The sequence below is a fragment of the Cognatilysobacter lacus genome (assembly GCF_008274655.1).
GTDB lineage: Bacteria > Pseudomonadota > Gammaproteobacteria > Xanthomonadales > Xanthomonadaceae > Cognatilysobacter > Cognatilysobacter lacus.
The window spans coordinates 1-14221 of sequence record NZ_VTRV01000069.1 but is presented as its reverse complement, the minus strand read 5'-3'; the positions used below and the strand labels follow the sequence as shown (position 1 = coordinate 14221).

At 68.4% G+C, this 14221-nt stretch carries 14 protein-coding genes, 1 tRNA gene and 1 riboswitch; of the genes, 7 read left to right on the top strand and 8 right to left on the bottom strand.

Annotated features, from left to right (window positions below; genetic code table 11):
• Nucleotides 1-1974: copper-translocating P-type ATPase (locus tag FW784_RS07865; RefSeq protein ID WP_149352797.1), on the top strand; the 1974-nt coding region annotated here is incomplete at its 5' end.
• Entirely contained in the window at nucleotides 1964-2437 is a 474-nt protein-coding gene (gene cueR / locus FW784_RS07860; RefSeq protein ID WP_149352796.1) for a Cu(I)-responsive transcriptional regulator, read from the top strand. The genes FW784_RS07865 and cueR, both read left to right, overlap by 11 nt.
• Nucleotides 2438-2726: 289 nt before the next feature.
• Here cueR and FW784_RS07855 read toward each other — a convergent pair whose 3' ends face one another.
• Together FW784_RS07855 and FW784_RS07850 are read right to left on the bottom strand one after the other, a co-directional pair.
• Nucleotides 2727-3305 (bottom strand): TMEM165/GDT1 family protein, encoded by a 579-nt coding sequence (locus tag FW784_RS07855; protein ID WP_149352795.1) that lies wholly within the window; start codon nucleotides 3303-3305, stop codon nucleotides 2727-2729.
• Nucleotides 3306-3307: 2 nt separating this feature from the next.
• Nucleotides 3308-3481, bottom strand: a riboswitch (yybP-ykoY riboswitch).
• Between the two features lie 389 nt (nucleotides 3482-3870).
• Nucleotides 3871-4407, bottom strand: a complete 537-nt coding sequence (locus FW784_RS07850; RefSeq protein ID WP_149352794.1) for a hypothetical protein — start codon at nucleotides 4405-4407, stop codon at nucleotides 3871-3873.
• 920 nt (nucleotides 4408-5327) lie between these two features.
• Between FW784_RS07850 and cfa the strand changes: the two genes are divergently transcribed.
• Entirely contained in the window at nucleotides 5328-6530 is a 1203-nt protein-coding gene (gene cfa / locus FW784_RS07845; RefSeq protein WP_149352793.1) for a cyclopropane fatty acyl phospholipid synthase, read from the top strand.
• Between the two features lie 158 nt (nucleotides 6531-6688).
• Nucleotides 6689-7132: a DUF305 domain-containing protein gene (locus FW784_RS07840; protein WP_149352792.1), complete on the top strand. Its 444-nt coding sequence runs from the start codon at nucleotides 6689-6691 to the stop codon at nucleotides 7130-7132.
• Nucleotides 7133-7408: 276 nt separating this feature from the next.
• Here the strand turns inward: FW784_RS07840 and FW784_RS07835 are convergent, their stop codons facing one another.
• Complete coding sequence (locus FW784_RS07835; protein ID WP_149352791.1) at nucleotides 7409-8191, bottom strand: hypothetical protein; 783 nt, start codon at nucleotides 8189-8191, stop codon at nucleotides 7409-7411.
• Nucleotides 8192-8315: 124 nt separating this feature from the next.
• Here FW784_RS07835 and metX point away from each other — a divergent pair, with 124 nt between their 5' ends.
• The 3 genes from metX (at nucleotide 8316) to FW784_RS07820 (ending at nucleotide 10182) form a co-directional block, all read left to right on the top strand.
• Entirely contained in the window at nucleotides 8316-9473 is a 1158-nt protein-coding gene (metX, locus tag FW784_RS07830; RefSeq protein ID WP_149352790.1) for a homoserine O-acetyltransferase MetX, read from the top strand.
• Nucleotides 9470-10063 (top strand): cysteine dioxygenase family protein, encoded by a 594-nt coding sequence (locus tag FW784_RS07825; RefSeq protein WP_187770720.1) that lies wholly within the window; start codon nucleotides 9470-9472, stop codon nucleotides 10061-10063. The genes metX and FW784_RS07825 overlap by 4 nt, the downstream gene beginning before the upstream one ends.
• A 32-nt stretch (nucleotides 10064-10095) precedes the next feature.
• A tRNA-Leu gene (locus tag FW784_RS07820) sits at nucleotides 10096-10182 on the top strand.
• 162 nt (nucleotides 10183-10344) lie between these two features.
• Here the strand turns inward: FW784_RS07820 and FW784_RS07815 are convergent.
• The 5 genes from FW784_RS07815 to FW784_RS07795 all read right to left on the bottom strand — a co-directional run.
• Complete coding sequence (locus FW784_RS07815) at nucleotides 10345-10596, bottom strand: hypothetical protein (protein ID WP_149352789.1); 252 nt, start codon at nucleotides 10594-10596, stop codon at nucleotides 10345-10347.
• A 68-nt stretch (nucleotides 10597-10664) separates the two neighbouring features.
• Nucleotides 10665-11138, bottom strand: coding sequence for a hypothetical protein (locus FW784_RS07810; protein ID WP_149352788.1), 474 nt, complete (start codon nucleotides 11136-11138; stop codon nucleotides 10665-10667).
• A 79-nt stretch (nucleotides 11139-11217) separates the two neighbouring features.
• Complete coding sequence (locus FW784_RS07805) at nucleotides 11218-11412, bottom strand: PspC domain-containing protein (RefSeq protein WP_149352787.1); 195 nt, start codon at nucleotides 11410-11412, stop codon at nucleotides 11218-11220.
• Between the two features lie 62 nt (nucleotides 11413-11474).
• Nucleotides 11475-12200: a cell division protein ZipA gene (zipA, locus tag FW784_RS07800; protein WP_149352786.1), complete on the bottom strand. Its 726-nt coding sequence runs from the start codon at nucleotides 12198-12200 to the stop codon at nucleotides 11475-11477.
• A gap of 19 nt (nucleotides 12201-12219) precedes the next feature.
• On the bottom strand, nucleotides 12220-14221 hold a 2002-nt coding region (locus FW784_RS07795; RefSeq protein ID WP_484482014.1), incomplete at its 5' end, for a coiled-coil domain-containing protein.

Here is a 14221-nt window from a genome sequence, read left to right as displayed (position 1 = left end):
GGCGGGGCAGGGCGCGGCCCGGCATCGCGCGAAGCGCGGCACCTTCGGATCGCGGCCCTGTTCACCGCTCCGCTGCTCGCGCCGATGGCGGGCGTGCTGTTGGGGCAGCACTGGATGCTGCCGGGCTGGCTGCAGTTCCTGCTGGCGACACCGGTGCAGTTCTGGCTCGGCGCACGCTTCTACCGCGCCGCGTGGAAGGCGCTGCGCGCACGCACGGGCAACATGGACCTGCTCGTTGCGCTGGGCACGTCGGCCGGCTACGGCTTGAGCGTCTTCCACCTGATCCAGGGCCCGATGCGGCACGGCGAGCCGCAGCTGTACTTCGAGGCCTCCGCCACGATCATCACCCTGATCCTGCTGGGCAAGTTCCTCGAGGCACGTGCCAAGCGCCAGACCACCGAAGCCATCCGCGCGCTGCAGGCATTGAAGCCGACGACCGCTCGCGTCCGCACGGGTGATGGCGACGCCGACGTGCCCGTAGAGCAGGTTCGCGTCGGTGACCTGGTGGTCGTTCGCGCGGGCGAGCGCTTCCCGGTCGACGGCGACGTGCGCGAAGGGCGCACGCATGCCGACGAATCGCTCATTACGGGCGAATCGCTTCCCGTGGCCAAGGACGTTGGCGACCGCGTAACCGGCGGCGCGGTCAACGGGGAAGGGGTGGTGGTCGTGGAAACGCGAGCGGTGGGAAGCGAGACCGCGCTGGCCCGCATCATCCGGCTGGTCGAGGACGCCCAAGCCAAGAAGGCGCCGATCCAGAAGACGGTGGACCGGGTCAGCGCCGTCTTCGTGCCGGCCGTGATCGCGTGTGCCGTCGTCACGCTCGTCGGCTGGGGTGCCGCGACGCACGACTGGGACACCGCCATCCTCAACGCCGTCGCCGTACTGGTCATTGCCTGCCCGTGCGCGCTGGGCCTGGCCACGCCCACAGCGATCATGGCGGGCACCGGCGTTGCGGCGCGCGCCGGGATCCTGATCAAGGATGCCGAAGCCCTCGAGCTGGCGCATGGGATCACGATCGTGGCGTTCGACAAGACGGGCACGCTTACGGCCGGCGAACCACGCCTCGTCGAGGCGGTTTCGAAGTCGAACGATCGCGGCGCGCTCGTCGCGCTGGCGGCGTCGCTGCAGAGCGGCAGCGAGCATCCACTGGCGCGCGCCGTCTTGCGCGATGCGCCGCTTTCAGCGCCGGCATCAGACACGCAGGCACTGCCGGGTCGCGGCGTGAGCGGCCTCGTCAACGGGCAACGCGCCTGGCTGGGCAGCATTGCGTTGATGCGGGAGATCGGTGCCGACCTTGGCGGGCTTGAATCGCAGGCCGATGAATTTGCGCGGCACGGCCACACGGTTTCATGGGTGGCGAGCGGGACGGGCGGCGCGATACGGGCCCAGGGCCTGCTGGCGTTCCGCGACCTGCCGCGCGCCGGTGCCCGCGAGGCGCTCAAACGCCTGCGACGGCTCGGCGTGCGCACCGTGATGATCTCGGGGGATAACGAAGGCGCAGCGAAGGGGGTGGCGGACAGCCTGGGGATCGACGAGGTCCACGCCAACGTACGTCCCCAGGAAAAGGTCGATGTCGTGCGCCGGCTAAAGAGCGAGGGCGTGGTCGGCATGGTGGGCGACGGCATCAACGATGCGCCCGCGCTTGCGGCAAGCGATGTCGGGATCGCGATGGGGTCGGGCACCGATGTCGCGATGCACGCGGCAGCCATCACCCTGATGCGTCCGGAGCTGTCGCTGGTCGCCGACGCGATCGACGTATCCCGGCGCACGACGCGCAAGATCCACCAGAACCTGTTCTGGGCGTTCGGCTACAACGTCATCGGAATTCCGCTCGCGGCGTTCGGCCTGCTCAGTCCGGTCGTCGCCGGCGCGGCGATGGCGTTCTCGTCGTTGAGCGTCCTGGGCAATACGCTGCTGCTCAAGCGATGGCGTCCCGTCGCAACGCCTGCCGAGGAGATCCGACATGCCCCGTAAGGCTGCGCGACCCCAACTTGGAGAAGCACTTGACGCGGGTTTCCACAGCATCGGCGAAGCCGCGAGGCTTTCCGGGGTGTCCGCGAAGATGATTCGCCACTACGAAGGCGCGGGCCTCATTCCGCAGGCGGCGCGCACTGTCGCGGGGTACCGGCTCTACAGCGACACGGACCTGCATCGCCTTCGCTTCATCAAGCGCGCGCGCACGCTGGGGTTTTCGATGAAGCAGATCGAGTTGTTGCTGCGGTTGTGGACCGACCGTTCGCGCGCCAGCTCCGAAGTCAAGACGCTGGCGAGCCGTCATGCGGACGAGCTCGGCGAGCGAATCGCGCAGATGCAGGCGATGCAGCGGACTCTGCGACAGCTCGCGCGTCGATGCCATGGCGACGGCCGCCCCGAGTGCCCGATCCTTGACGACCTGGCCGGAACCGTCGCGGCCGAGCCTGGACTGCGTGCGACGTAGGCGGCGACGTTCGAGCGCCTCGGCGTAATCAGCGCGCGCGATGGGCAACGGCCGTGTCGCACGCGATTGCTGAGTGCGCGCACGGCGCAAGGATCCGCGCGCCTTCGAACGCACCTGCGATTTTGACCTACGCAGGACCAGGTAGCGCGTGGGTACGTTGGCGCCGAGTGCCTGGTCGGCGAACCCCGCGCACGAGTCTCGCGTCGCGCGAGCGACTGCTTCGCTGGGAATCAGATCCGCGACGGCACGCTGCCCGCTGCCGCGACCAAGGCGCTGCCCGGCTCGTCGCTCAGAACCCGAGCTTCGAGCCGGCGCCGAGCAACGTAGCCATACCCAGCACGGCGAATATCGCAGCAGCGATCGAGTGCACGAGTTTCATCGGGATCCTGTTGGCGAGTTTGTCGCCGACGAACACCGCGGGCACGTCGGCAATCAACATGCCGAGCGTGGTGCCCATCACCACCATCAGGGGCGCGCCGTAATGGGCGGCGAGCGCCACCGTGGCCAGCTGGGTCTTGTCGCCCATTTCCGCAAGGAAGAAAGTGATGAGAGTCGCGCCGAATATCCCGAACCGCGTCGCGACCTTCGTTTCTTCCTCTTCGATCTTGTCGGGAATCAGCGTCCAGACGGCCATTCCGAGAAATGAAATGCCCAATACCCAGCGCATGATTTCAGGGCTGACGCTGGTGGTGATCCAGGCCCCAAGCGCACCTGCCAGCCCGTGGTTCACGAGTGTGGCAACGAGGATGCCCGCAATGATGGGCAGCGGCTTCTTGAAGCGGGCGGCCAGGATGAAGGCGAGCAGCTGGGTCTTGTCGCCGATCTCGGCGAGGGCGACGACGCCCGTCGAAACAAAGAGGGATTCCATGCGTTTTCCCGGCCGGGCAGCAGACGAATGACCACGACACGTCCCCGGCCATGCTGGAGGCGTCGTGGTCAATGGTCTTGCCAAGCGTGGGAACCGCTTACGCCATGGCCTGCTGGCCAAGTATGTTGACGTAAGCCTCTTCCGTGGAAGAGCGACTACTCCCCAATGACACGCGGATCATCGCCCGCGAGCGTGCACGGGGTCAATGTCGTCGGTGATCGAGCGTTCTGCGGGCCATCAGCCAGAGCGCGATGGCCGGGGGAGACTGACGCGGCGCGGGGGGGACGGCCCCACGGTCGCATGCACCCGGTGCGATTCCCAGACGGGCGGAGCAGGGCGCCCGTACAACGGGATGCACGGCTGCCCGACCGTGCGGTGCGCTTCATGGAGTGACTTGCTCCGAAACGACAAGAAGTGCTGGTCGATGCACGCGGCTTCCGGCCGACTGCCTACGCCCGATTCGACAGCTATTCGCGACGCGACATGCGCAGGCCGTACGCGATTCGCAACACAACGCCGGCGGTGCGCGTGGCAGCAAGGGCAGGCTGGCCTGTCGGATTCGTCGCTATGCATCGGGATGGGAGGCTTGACCGAGCGCCACGAAGCGAACGGGCACACATGAGAGCTTCGAGAGCACGCGGCGTTCGTCGCGGCTTTCCCACGAATCAAAACCTATCGTCTCGATCGGCCGCCACAGGGCGACCCACGCGAGGATCAGGAGACCTTCATCGAGCACGCCGCCCAGCGCACCTCCAATGCGTTCAACCTCGAGTCGCAGGAGCAGGGCCACCGCCAGGGTGCCTACACCGGTAACGAGGGATATCCGACCGATGCGCTGTCGACGTCGATGGCGGCGCTCCGCCTGCGCGTGGGCCAGGGCGAAATGGCCATGAATGGCAGCCGCGACGTCGGCGACGTGATGTTCAAGGGCCGGCGGCGCGTGGATGACTACGACCAGGGGCTCGCGCGGCGGGTATTCGCCGGCGCTCTCTACAAGGTAGGCGTCGGCGTTGCGGTCCAGCGCCTTTTCGTGGAATGGAGCCGGATCGAGCGTGTCGAAGATCTGATCGAGGCGTTGCAAACTCAGGGCAATTTCCGCCATCGCGCCACCTCCGTGCTCGGAGCATGAGACTAACGCCCACCGCGGAGTGCTGCCGCTTTGCATGGGCGTGCTGAGTCGTGCAGCCGTCCACAAGCGCATCAAATCCTCGCGCGAGCGCCAGATCCGCACGCGGCGCCGAAACGCGGCGCGCGCTCCGGCGTCGCCGGCCCATAACCACCGGCAGAATCGATCAGATGGCACGCGGCGTGATGCGCAGGCCCACGGAAGCGCCGGCATCGGTCGCCGGGATGTTTCGGCCAGGGGCCGTGCATGGCGTCCGGAGCGGTCACGTGCGGGCGTTCTGATGCGGGACCCGCGGCGCGCGGCTGCGCCGGGTCGGAGATTGAAGGGCTTGGAGTGGGCACGCAGCCGGATGGAGACCAGTGCCCGATTGCGTTCCAGGGCACGCCGCTACCGGCGCGGGGCAGTGGCAGGTGGAACGTCCGCCGCAGCATCGTCCGGGATGAGACCAGGCGGCAGCGGCGAACCGTTGGCCAGTCGCTCACTTCGCATAATGCCTATTATGTAATTTTCCAGAGGTCGGCTCCAGGCTTCATCGTCGGACCGCCGCGCGCGATGACCGAACCACCCGCGCGCGCCTTGCCCACCGCCCGAGCGGCTTCGCCATGGCTCGGCGCCAGCGCTCCCGCCTACTCCACGTTGCACCCGCCGCGTCCGAGTTCCGACGCCATCACGGCGGCTGGCGAAGTGCGCGCGCACCAGACGTGTCCGGATCAAACAGGAGCCAGAACACCGCGCCATGCGCAGCGTCGTCCGGGTCGTGACCCCGTCCAGCACGCCTAACTGACGCACGTCAGTTTGTCGGGCCGGCCTTGGCCTAACGTCCGCCCGTGGGCCGACGTGCGGCAACGGCCCCGTCAGATGCCGGACCCCGCCGCCGACCCGCCCGGTGCGCGCCCATGTCGACCCTCCGCCCGCTACAAGAAGGCACGCTGGCCTCGCCGGCTGACTCGCTGACACGGGTCTCGCGCCCGTCCGGTCGCGTAGATTCCGCGCCCGGTCGCGCCACCGTCGCGCGCCTGCTCGCCAGCGCCGGCGTCGAACTCGACGGCAACCGCCCCTCCGACCCGCGGGTCCACGATCCCAGCGTCTATCCGCGCTGGCTGAGCGAAGGCGCGCTCGCGTTGGGAGAGACGTATACCGATGGCGCCTGGGATTGCGAGGCCCTCGACGACATGCTGGCGCGCCTGCTCGGTGCCGGCCTTGATAGGACGGTGATCGGCTGGAGCGAACGCTGGGATGCGCTGCGCGCACGGCTGCTGAACCCGCAGGCCGGGCGGCGCGCGCTCGCGGTCGGCGAGCGCCACTACGATCTCGGCAACGACCTGTACCGGGCGATGCTCGGCAAGCGGCTCATCTACAGCTGCGCGTACTGGCGCGACGCCACTGACCTCGATGCGGCCCAGGTGGCCAAGCTCGACCTCATCGCGCGCAAGTTGCAGCTGGCGCCGGGCATGCGTGTGCTGGACATCGGCTGCGGCTGGGGCGAAGCGCTGCGGTATTTCGCGGAGCACTTCGGCGTCAACGGCGTGGGCCTCACCATCTCGCGCGAACAGGCGGCGTTCGCGCGGGACCTGTGCCACGGACTTCCCATCGAGATCCGCGTGCAGGACTACCGGGACGTGCGCGGCGAGTTCGACCGCGTGTTCTCCGTCGGCATGTTCGAGCACGTGGGTGTCCGCAACTACCGCGCGTATTTCGAGACGGTGCATCGCTGCCTGCCCCGCCACGGGCTGAGCCTGCTGCACACCATCGGAACGAGGCTCTCGACCGACCGCACCGATCCGTGGATCGCGCGCTACATCTTCCCGAACTCGATGCTGCCTTCAGCGGCGCAGATCGCGCAGGCGAGCGAAGGACTCTTCGTGCTCGAGGACTGCCACAACTTCGGCGCTGACTACGACCGCACGCTGCGGGCCTGGCGCGACAACATCGAACGCGCGTGGGACGACCTGCCGGCGCGGTATGACCGTCGTTTCCGTCGCATGTGGCGCTACTACCTGCACGCGAGCATGGGCGCGTTCCGCAGCCGCCAGGCGCAGCTGTGGCAGTTCGTGCTGTCGAGCGATGGCGTCCCGGGCGGGTACGTCAGCGCCCGGTGACCATTGCCGCCCCGTCGCGTCTGGTGGCGACGGCGCACGCGGGGCGACCGCATCGGTGTAGTCCGCCCGTGACGCGAGCCGCGCCTGCCGGGTGGGCGCCGGCAAGGCCGCCAACCCAAAGCGCCGACCAAACGACGCAGAAGCCAGAGGAGACAGCAATGACGACGGTGCGACCAAAGCAACCCCATCAGGCAGTGCTGACGGGCGCGTTCCTGTCGGTTCTGTTGGCAAGCACGGCAGCGACCGCGCAGCACCCGATGCAGGACCAGCATCGAATGCCGCCCCAAACCATGCCGCACACGATGCACGACATGCCCGGAATGCCGCAGTCGATGGCCGGAATGAGCGAAGGCAGCCGGCAACTGCATGCGGCGATGATGAGCGGCATGCGCGGCGGCATGCCAATGCACATGACCGGAAACGTCGATACCGACTTCGCGACGATGATGACGATGCACGATCGCAAGTCAGTCGCGATGGCGGACGTGGTAATCAAATACGGGAAAGACAGGAAGCTCGTGGACTTGGCGCGAAAGATGCGGGCGGACCGGCTGGCGCAAGTAAGGCAGTGGGCGCCTTACGTCGCGCCTGCGAAGAAGTAGCCGGCGCGGCCAGATTCGGCGCCAGGCCGCACCCACGGCACTCCGGAGGCGCGATGCCGAACGCGTGATGCGGGAGCGCGCGACTCGCGAACGCAGGGCGCACATTTCCGGCGTCGGGTGTGCACCGAGTACTTCCACTTCGTTGAGCCAACGGCACCGCACCGCAGGCCCCAAGCAACGAACGTGGCGACGTGAACGGACGTCGGCGAAGCACGCGGCAGCGAACCGGGTGCCCCGCCTTCGATGTCACAGGAGCGTGGCTTCTAGACGCCGCGCTCAGCGACCGTCGTGGTCCGAGTCACCCGGCAGGATGCGTTCGACACCGTTCCAGGCATCCTTCACCGCGGCCTTGGCATCCGCCCACGTCAGGCGCGACGTGCCCTTCGCCGAATTCCAGCCGCTCTCGAGCTGGCGCTCGGTGTTCTCGTCCCACTGGCCGGACTGCGACTGGCTGCGCGCGAACGTGCCGTAGCGATACGCCGGCTTGTAGTCGTCGAAGCTGTAATCGGCCTTGTAATAGTCGGCCTGGTTGAAACGTTGCTCGAAGTGACGGTCGGTTGCGTCATACGTCTTGTACGTGCGGTCGCTGCGCTGCCATGCGTCGCGCACCGGCTCGCGCGCCTGGTCCCATGCGAGGCGGGACTCGCCCTTGGCGCTGCCCCACCCGGATTTCAGCCGAGTCTCCTCGGTTTCCCAGGCTTCGCCCTGCCCTTCGTTGCGCGCTTCGGTCCCGTATCGATACGCCGGTGCGTAGTCGCGGTCGTAATCCATGTTCTTGTCGTAGTACGGGCGTTCCGCCGCCTCGCCACGCCATGCCTCGGTTTCACCGGTCGGGTCGATGCGTTCCGCGGCGGAATGGCCGACCGATGCACCCGCCATCGTGCCGATCGCGCCGCCGACGAGCGTTCCGATCGGGCCGAACACGCTGCCGATGGCCGCGCCGATCGCGGCGCCGCCGACGCCGCCCACCCCCGTGCCCACCGGATGCGAGCCCGGCGCGCCGGTGATCGGATCGCGGTTCATGTCGTTTGTGTCGTTCGTATCGTTCGTGTCGTTCATGGCGGTGCTCCTCGAAAGAGAGCCCCTACTCTGTAACTGACGGTGTGTAGCGACGGTTCAAGCGGCCGTTGGGGCCGCATCGCGCGTCGGCAGGCACAATTGCACCTGCCGAATGGACATCGCCATGACTGAATTCATCCCGCCGGGAACGCGCTTCACCGAGCTGCCCTCGCCGTTTCCGATGAAGCGCGGCGGTGCGCTGCGCGGTGCACGCGTTGCGTACGAGACCTGGGGCGAGCTCGACGCCGACCGCGGCAACGCGATCCTGATCCTTACGGGCCTGTCGCCGGACGCGCATGCCGCGTCCAACGATGCGGACCCGTCGCCCGGCTGGTGGGAGGCCATGCTCGGCCCGGGCAAGCCCATCGATACGGCCCGCTGGTTCGTCGTCTGCGTGAACACGCTCGGCAGCTGCAAGGGGTCGACCGGGCCCGCGTCCGCCGCGCCGGGGGGAGACGATCCGTATCGTCTCGACTTCCCGCCCTTGTCGGTTGAAGACTGCGCGGACGCAGCCGCCCACGTCGTGCGCTCGTTGGGCATCGACCATCTGGCCTGCGTCATCGGCAATTCGATGGGTGGAATGGCCGCCCTCGCCTTCCTGGCGCGGCATCCGGGCGTGGCGCGCAACCACATCAATATCTCCGGCGCCGCGCGCGCGCTGCCGTTCTCCATTGCCATCCGCTCGCTGCAGCGCGAGGCGATCCGGCTCGATCCGGCATGGAACGCAGGCAACTACGACGAGCAGACCTACCCCGAGTCGGGCATGCGCATGGCGCGGAAGCTCGGCGTGATCACGTATCGCTCGGCGCTTGAATGGGACGGTCGGTTCGGTCGCGTGCGACTCGATTCCGACCGCACCGGAGGCGATCCGTTCGGCCTTGAGTTCGAAGTCGAGAGCTACCTCGAGGCGCATGCACGCCGCTTCGTGCGCCGCTTCGATCCGAATTGCTATCTCTACCTCAGCCGCGCCATGGACTGGTTCGACATCGGCGACTGCTGCGGACAGGGCGAGCATGACACGCTGGCCGCGCTCGCATCGATCAAGCTCGACAAGGCGTTGGTGATCGGCGTGCAGACCGACATCCTGTTCCCTCTCCAACAGCAGGAGGAAATCGCCGCCGGCCTGGCCCGGGGCGGCGCGGATGCGCGCTTCCTGCCGCTGGAATCGCCGCAGGGACACGATGCCTTCCTGGTGGACTTCGAGCGTTTCGGACCCGCGGTCGGCGGCTTTCTGGCGTCGCTGCAACCGGCGCGCCACGCGGCGACTAGAATCGAGGCATGAACGCCATCGCCCTGCCCGACGTCGCATTTCCCGGCCACGACAAGATGGTCGCGGCCCTCGACGCCGCGGTCTCCGCCGGCGACACCCAGGCGGTGACGCGCGCGGTGCGCAACGTCCTCTGCGCGCTGATCCGCGATCGCGACTTCGAACTTCCGTCCTGCGTGCATGAGCCGATCAGCGACCACTACGCGCGACGCGAGCTCTATCGGAGCCCGACGCTTGGCTATAGCGTGGTCGCGATGACCTGGGGTCCGGGCCAGGGAACGCCGGTGCACGACCATTCCGGGCTGTGGTGCGTGGAAGGCGTCTGGGACGGCGAGCTGGACATCACGCAGTACGAACTGCTCGAGCACGACGGCGAGCGCTTCCGCTTCCGGCCGGGCGGCGGCGTACAGGCGGGCCCGGGCAGCGCCGGCAGCCTGATTCCCCCGCACGAGTACCACACGATCCGGAACACCAGCGACGCGCAGGTCGCCGTTTCGCTGCACATCTACAAAGCCGAGATGCAGTGCTGCTCGACGTTCGTCCCCGCCGAGGGCGAGTGGTACGTTCGCAGCAACCGCGCTCTCGAGACCGACGAAGCCGCCTGACGGTCGCTCGCGCATCTATACTTCGCGTCCGCGCCGGAATGGCGGAATCGGTAGACGCAGCGGACTCAAAATCCGCCGCCCTTAAAAGCGTGTGGGTTCGAGTCCCACTTCCGGCACCAGAGGGCCCCGCATAACGCGGGGCTTTCGCGTATTTGCGGTTCGGTTTTCGGTCCGACCCGCACCGCATCAGGCCACAGCGCGGCGTCGCGAGCGCCGCGGCCTGCTTTGAAGTCCCGTCCGCGGCCCTGTCGACGTCGAGCGCGGGCCGCCCGCTCAGGTCGTCAGGCCGTCTCGGGCCCGCTCGCAACCAGAACCAGGCGATCGCCCGTGTCGCGGCGCACGACCGCGTAGGACTGTCGATCGAGGTCGGCCAGGACGCGTTGCCAAACCGGATCGTCCGGCGGGCAAGCCGCATCAAAGCGCGCGACGAGCACCAGCGGGCCATGTCGTGCCTGCGCATCCCGCGAGGCCACGAAGCAGTCCGGCACCAGCACGTACGCCCCATCGGGGCGACGGTAAGCCTTGAAATCCATTGCTGCCCTCCGTGTCGCGGTGCGACTCAGCAGCCCCCTGTCCGTGCGAAGTTACCGCCGCAGCGCCTTCATCCTCGACCGTTCGTCGGCACCTTGCGCGCGGGAACGGGCGGCGCAGGCCAAGGCCACCAGCCGCGGCCCGAGGCCGCGTAGCGATCGGCGGCGCGTTCGAAGCGGTTGCGCACCCCTACCCCGCCGCTCGCGAGATAGACGGGCAGGAACAGGGGGCCCAGCACGAGGTACTGCAGCACATGCGCGCGCTCGTGCAGCGAGAGCTGCACCATCGGTTCCTCGCCGAGCCCGGCAGCGTGCGCATACGTCGCGCACGCGACATCGAGGTCCGCGCCGGTATGGAGGATCACGTTGCCCAGCGTCAGCGCGCCGCCCGGTCCCCAGGGCCAGCGGTGGAAGGCCAACGCGAAGTCGGCGCGGCGCAACTGCGCCCGCGCACCGAACGGCATCCCGACAAGCCCGAGCAGCAGCCCGACCGCCGTGTTCGGCAGTGTCCACGCCATTCCGAGCGCGACGAGCGCGCGACGCATCGTCGGAGATCGGTTTCCCCCTTCTGCGCGTTCGCTGTGGCCCGTCACGGGCGCGGCCTGGGCTGGTGCCGCGACATGCTCAATCGCTCTCGGGCATCAGCAGCCATGCGATGAGATAGACGAGGATCCCCGGGAACGCCGCGGAAAGTAGCGAAACGAGCACGTAGAGCACGCGCAGGAGCGTCGAGTTCCAGCCGTAGTGGCGCGCGATGCCGCCGAGCACGCCAGCCACCATTCGATCGTGACGGGAGCGATGAAGCCCGTTGTCGGCCATGGCCGGACTCCGTGGGAAGCGCAGGCCAGTCTAGCGGCGCGTCGTGATCGCGCCGTCGCCGATCACCAGCGCGCGGGACGCGTCAGCGGCGGCGCTTCGCGCTGGCGGTCGTACGCGCGCATTTCGTCGCGGATGTGTGCGATGCGCTGGCGGCCGATGGCGTTGCGCTGCTCGTCGAGAACCACGCCGTCGAGCAGCTCGCCCATGCGCTGGGCGGTCGGCAGCATCGTGTCCCATGCATCGAGCGCGGAAACGGGTGCGGGCAGCGTCAGGAAGAACGCGATGGCCGGCGTCTTCAGGGACTGGATGTCCGCCATGTCGAAGCTGCCGGGCTTCATGATGTTGGCGACGCTGAATACGGGGCCACGCTCGGGATGGCCTTCGACCAGCCGGTGGAACACCCCCATGTGGCCGAACTCGAGGCCCGCCTTTTCAGCGGCCACCACGATATCGGGTCCGTGCAGCAGCTCGCCGGCACGTGCGGCCAGGTACAGCGTCACGATCTTGTCGAACTCGTCGGTGGTGCGCTTTCCGAGGTCCTCTTTCGACGACGCGGCGACGCGCGAGCCGAGATCGAGCGATTCCTGCAAGGGCTCGCCGTTGCCATCGTCGCGCGCCAGTTCGCTCTCCAGCTGCTCGCCGAGCGTGGGCTCGACGCGGCCCGAATCGCCGCGCGCGACGCGCCGACCCTGCGACGGCTTGCGGGGCCGCCCGAAGATGATGATCGCGCCGGCAAGCACGACCATTGCCACGAAGATCCAGATCCGCATCAGCGTCATGTCGGACATCATCGGTTCCTTGCGGCGGTCAGGCCGCGCCCGCCAGGCGCGCGGCTTCGGCGAGGTCGACGGACACGAGACGGCTGACGCCGGGCTCGCGCATGGTGACGCCCATCAGCTGGCGCGCCGCCTCCATCGTGACCTTGTTGTGGGTGACGAACAGGAACTGTACCTGCTCGCTCATCTCGTTGACCATCGCCGTGAAGCGCCCGACGTTGGCTTCGTCGAGCGGTGCGTCCACCTCGTCGAGCAGGCAGAACGGCGCGGGATTGAGCCGGAATATCGCGAAGACGAGTGCGACCGCGGTCATCGCCTTCTCACCGCCGGACAGCAGCGAGATGTTCGACACGCGCTTGCCGGGCGGGCGCGCCATGATCGCGACGCCCGTATCCAGCAGGTCTTCGCCGGTCAGTTCCAGATAGGCATGCCCGCCGCCGAACAAGCGCGGATACAGCTCCTGCATGCCCGAATTGACGCGGTCGAACGTGTCCTTGAAGCGGCCCCGGGTCTCGCGGTCGATCTTGCGGATCGCGTCCTCGAGCGTCTCGAGCGCCGTCGTCAGGTCGGTGTCCTGCGCGTCGAGGTAGTCCTTGCGCTGCGCGGCTTCGGCGTGCTCCGCGATGGCCGCGAGGTTGACCGGCTCAAGCCGGCGCAACTTCCCGTCCAGCTCGGTGACCGTGCGCTCCCATGCCTGCGCGTCCATGTCGTCGGTCAGCGTTGCGGTGACGTCGTCGAGCACGAAGCCGGCTTCGACGACCGCGGCCGACAGCTGCTCTGCCTTGAGCGCCAACGCCTGTTGCTCCAGGCGCCGCTGGCCGATGGCCTCGCGCTGCTGGAGCGACTGCTCGTCCCGCTGCTGGCGGACCCGTTCGAAGCCGCGGAGTTCGTGATCGATGCCGTCGAGCGCGGTGCGCGCCGCGGTGAGCTTCTGCTCGGCGAGCACGCGCTGTTCGAGTGCGACCTGGCGCTGCGCGTCGAGCTCGCGAACGGGGGCATCGCCGTCGGCCAGCTGCGCGGCGAGCTCACCGAGCCGGGAGTCGAGCTGGCCACGCTGGCCCGTCATGCGCTCAAGTGCCTGCGCAAGGCCTGCGCGCTGCGCACGCTGGGACTCGACGGTGAGTGCCAGCGCGTGGGCGGCGTCACGCGCCTCGCGTGCTGCCTGGCGCGCAGAATCGCGCATCTCGGTGAAGCGGCGGCGCTCGTTCTCGAGTTCGATGCGCACGTCCTCGAGCTCGGACATGCGGACGACGGCGTCTTCCTGGTTGCCGCGCGCCAGCTTTCCCTGATCGCGGGCAGCGTCGAGCGTTTCCGCAAGTTGCGCGAGCTCCGCTTCGATACGCTCGATCCGCACGCGCGCCGCATCAACCTTGCCCTGCTGGATCTGCAGCCTGCCCGCGAGCTCACTGACCGAGCGGTGCGCCATGTACAGCGAACGCTGCGCATCTTCGCGATGCTGTTCGGCGACCAGCAGCCTGTCCCGCAGGTCGACCAGCAGTTCGTCGTGCGCGCGCTCGGAGGCGACCAGCGTCTCGATCTGCGCGCGCAGCGTCTGGATCTCGCGTTCCCGCAGCAGCGCGCCCTGCGTGCCGGCGCTTGCGCGGACGACCTGCACCCATCCGGCGCCGAGTCGCTCGCCCGCGCGCGTGATCACCACGTCCCCAGCCGGCAGGTTTGCGAGCAGCGCGAGCCCGGCATCGATGTCGTCGACCGCATGCACGCGCGCGAGCATCGCGCGGATCGCCGCCGGACCACGCACGTGCGCGGCAAGCGAGCTCGCCGCATGGCTGGCGTCGACACTTTCGCGCGACACCAGTGACAGCCGGCCCTCGGCCAGCGCGTCGAGCTCGCGCGCCAGGCTTTCGGGTCGATCGACCAGCACGCCCTCGATGAGCTGCCCGAGCGCGATCTCGACCGCGGTCTCCCATCCACCGTCCACCTGAAGGGACTCGCCGACGCGCGACGCATCCTGCAGGCCGTGCGCGCGGAGCCAGTCCATCGCACGGCCCTGCTCCTGCCCGAGAGATCGGAAG

Coding starts and splice junctions, on each gene's coding strand:
- zipA (WP_149352786.1), bottom strand. CDS start 12,200: ATGTCCGACATGACGCTGATGCGGATCTGGATCTTCGTGGCAATGGTC.
- FW784_RS07815 (WP_149352789.1), bottom strand. CDS start 10,596: ATGGATTTCAAGGCTTACCGTCGCCCCGATGGGGCGTACGTGCTGGTG.
- FW784_RS07850 (WP_149352794.1), bottom strand. CDS start 4,407: ATGGCGGAAATTGCCCTGAGTTTGCAACGCCTCGATCAGATCTTCGAC.
- FW784_RS07840 (WP_149352792.1), top strand. CDS start 6,689: ATGACGACGGTGCGACCAAAGCAACCCCATCAGGCAGTGCTGACGGGC.
- FW784_RS07835 (WP_149352791.1), bottom strand. CDS start 8,191: ATGAACGACACGAACGATACGAACGACACAAACGACATGAACCGCGAT.
- FW784_RS07855 (WP_149352795.1), bottom strand. CDS start 3,305: ATGGAATCCCTCTTTGTTTCGACGGGCGTCGTCGCCCTCGCCGAGATC.
- FW784_RS07810 (WP_149352788.1), bottom strand. CDS start 11,138: ATGCGTCGCGCGCTCGTCGCGCTCGGAATGGCGTGGACACTGCCGAAC.
- FW784_RS07825 (WP_187770720.1), top strand. CDS start 9,470: ATGAACGCCATCGCCCTGCCCGACGTCGCATTTCCCGGCCACGACAAG.
- FW784_RS07805 (WP_149352787.1), bottom strand. CDS start 11,412: ATGGCCGACAACGGGCTTCATCGCTCCCGTCACGATCGAATGGTGGCT.
- cueR (WP_149352796.1), top strand. CDS start 1,964: ATGCCCCGTAAGGCTGCGCGACCCCAACTTGGAGAAGCACTTGACGCG.
- cfa (WP_149352793.1), top strand. CDS start 5,328: ATGTCGACCCTCCGCCCGCTACAAGAAGGCACGCTGGCCTCGCCGGCT.
- metX (WP_149352790.1), top strand. CDS start 8,316: ATGACTGAATTCATCCCGCCGGGAACGCGCTTCACCGAGCTGCCCTCG.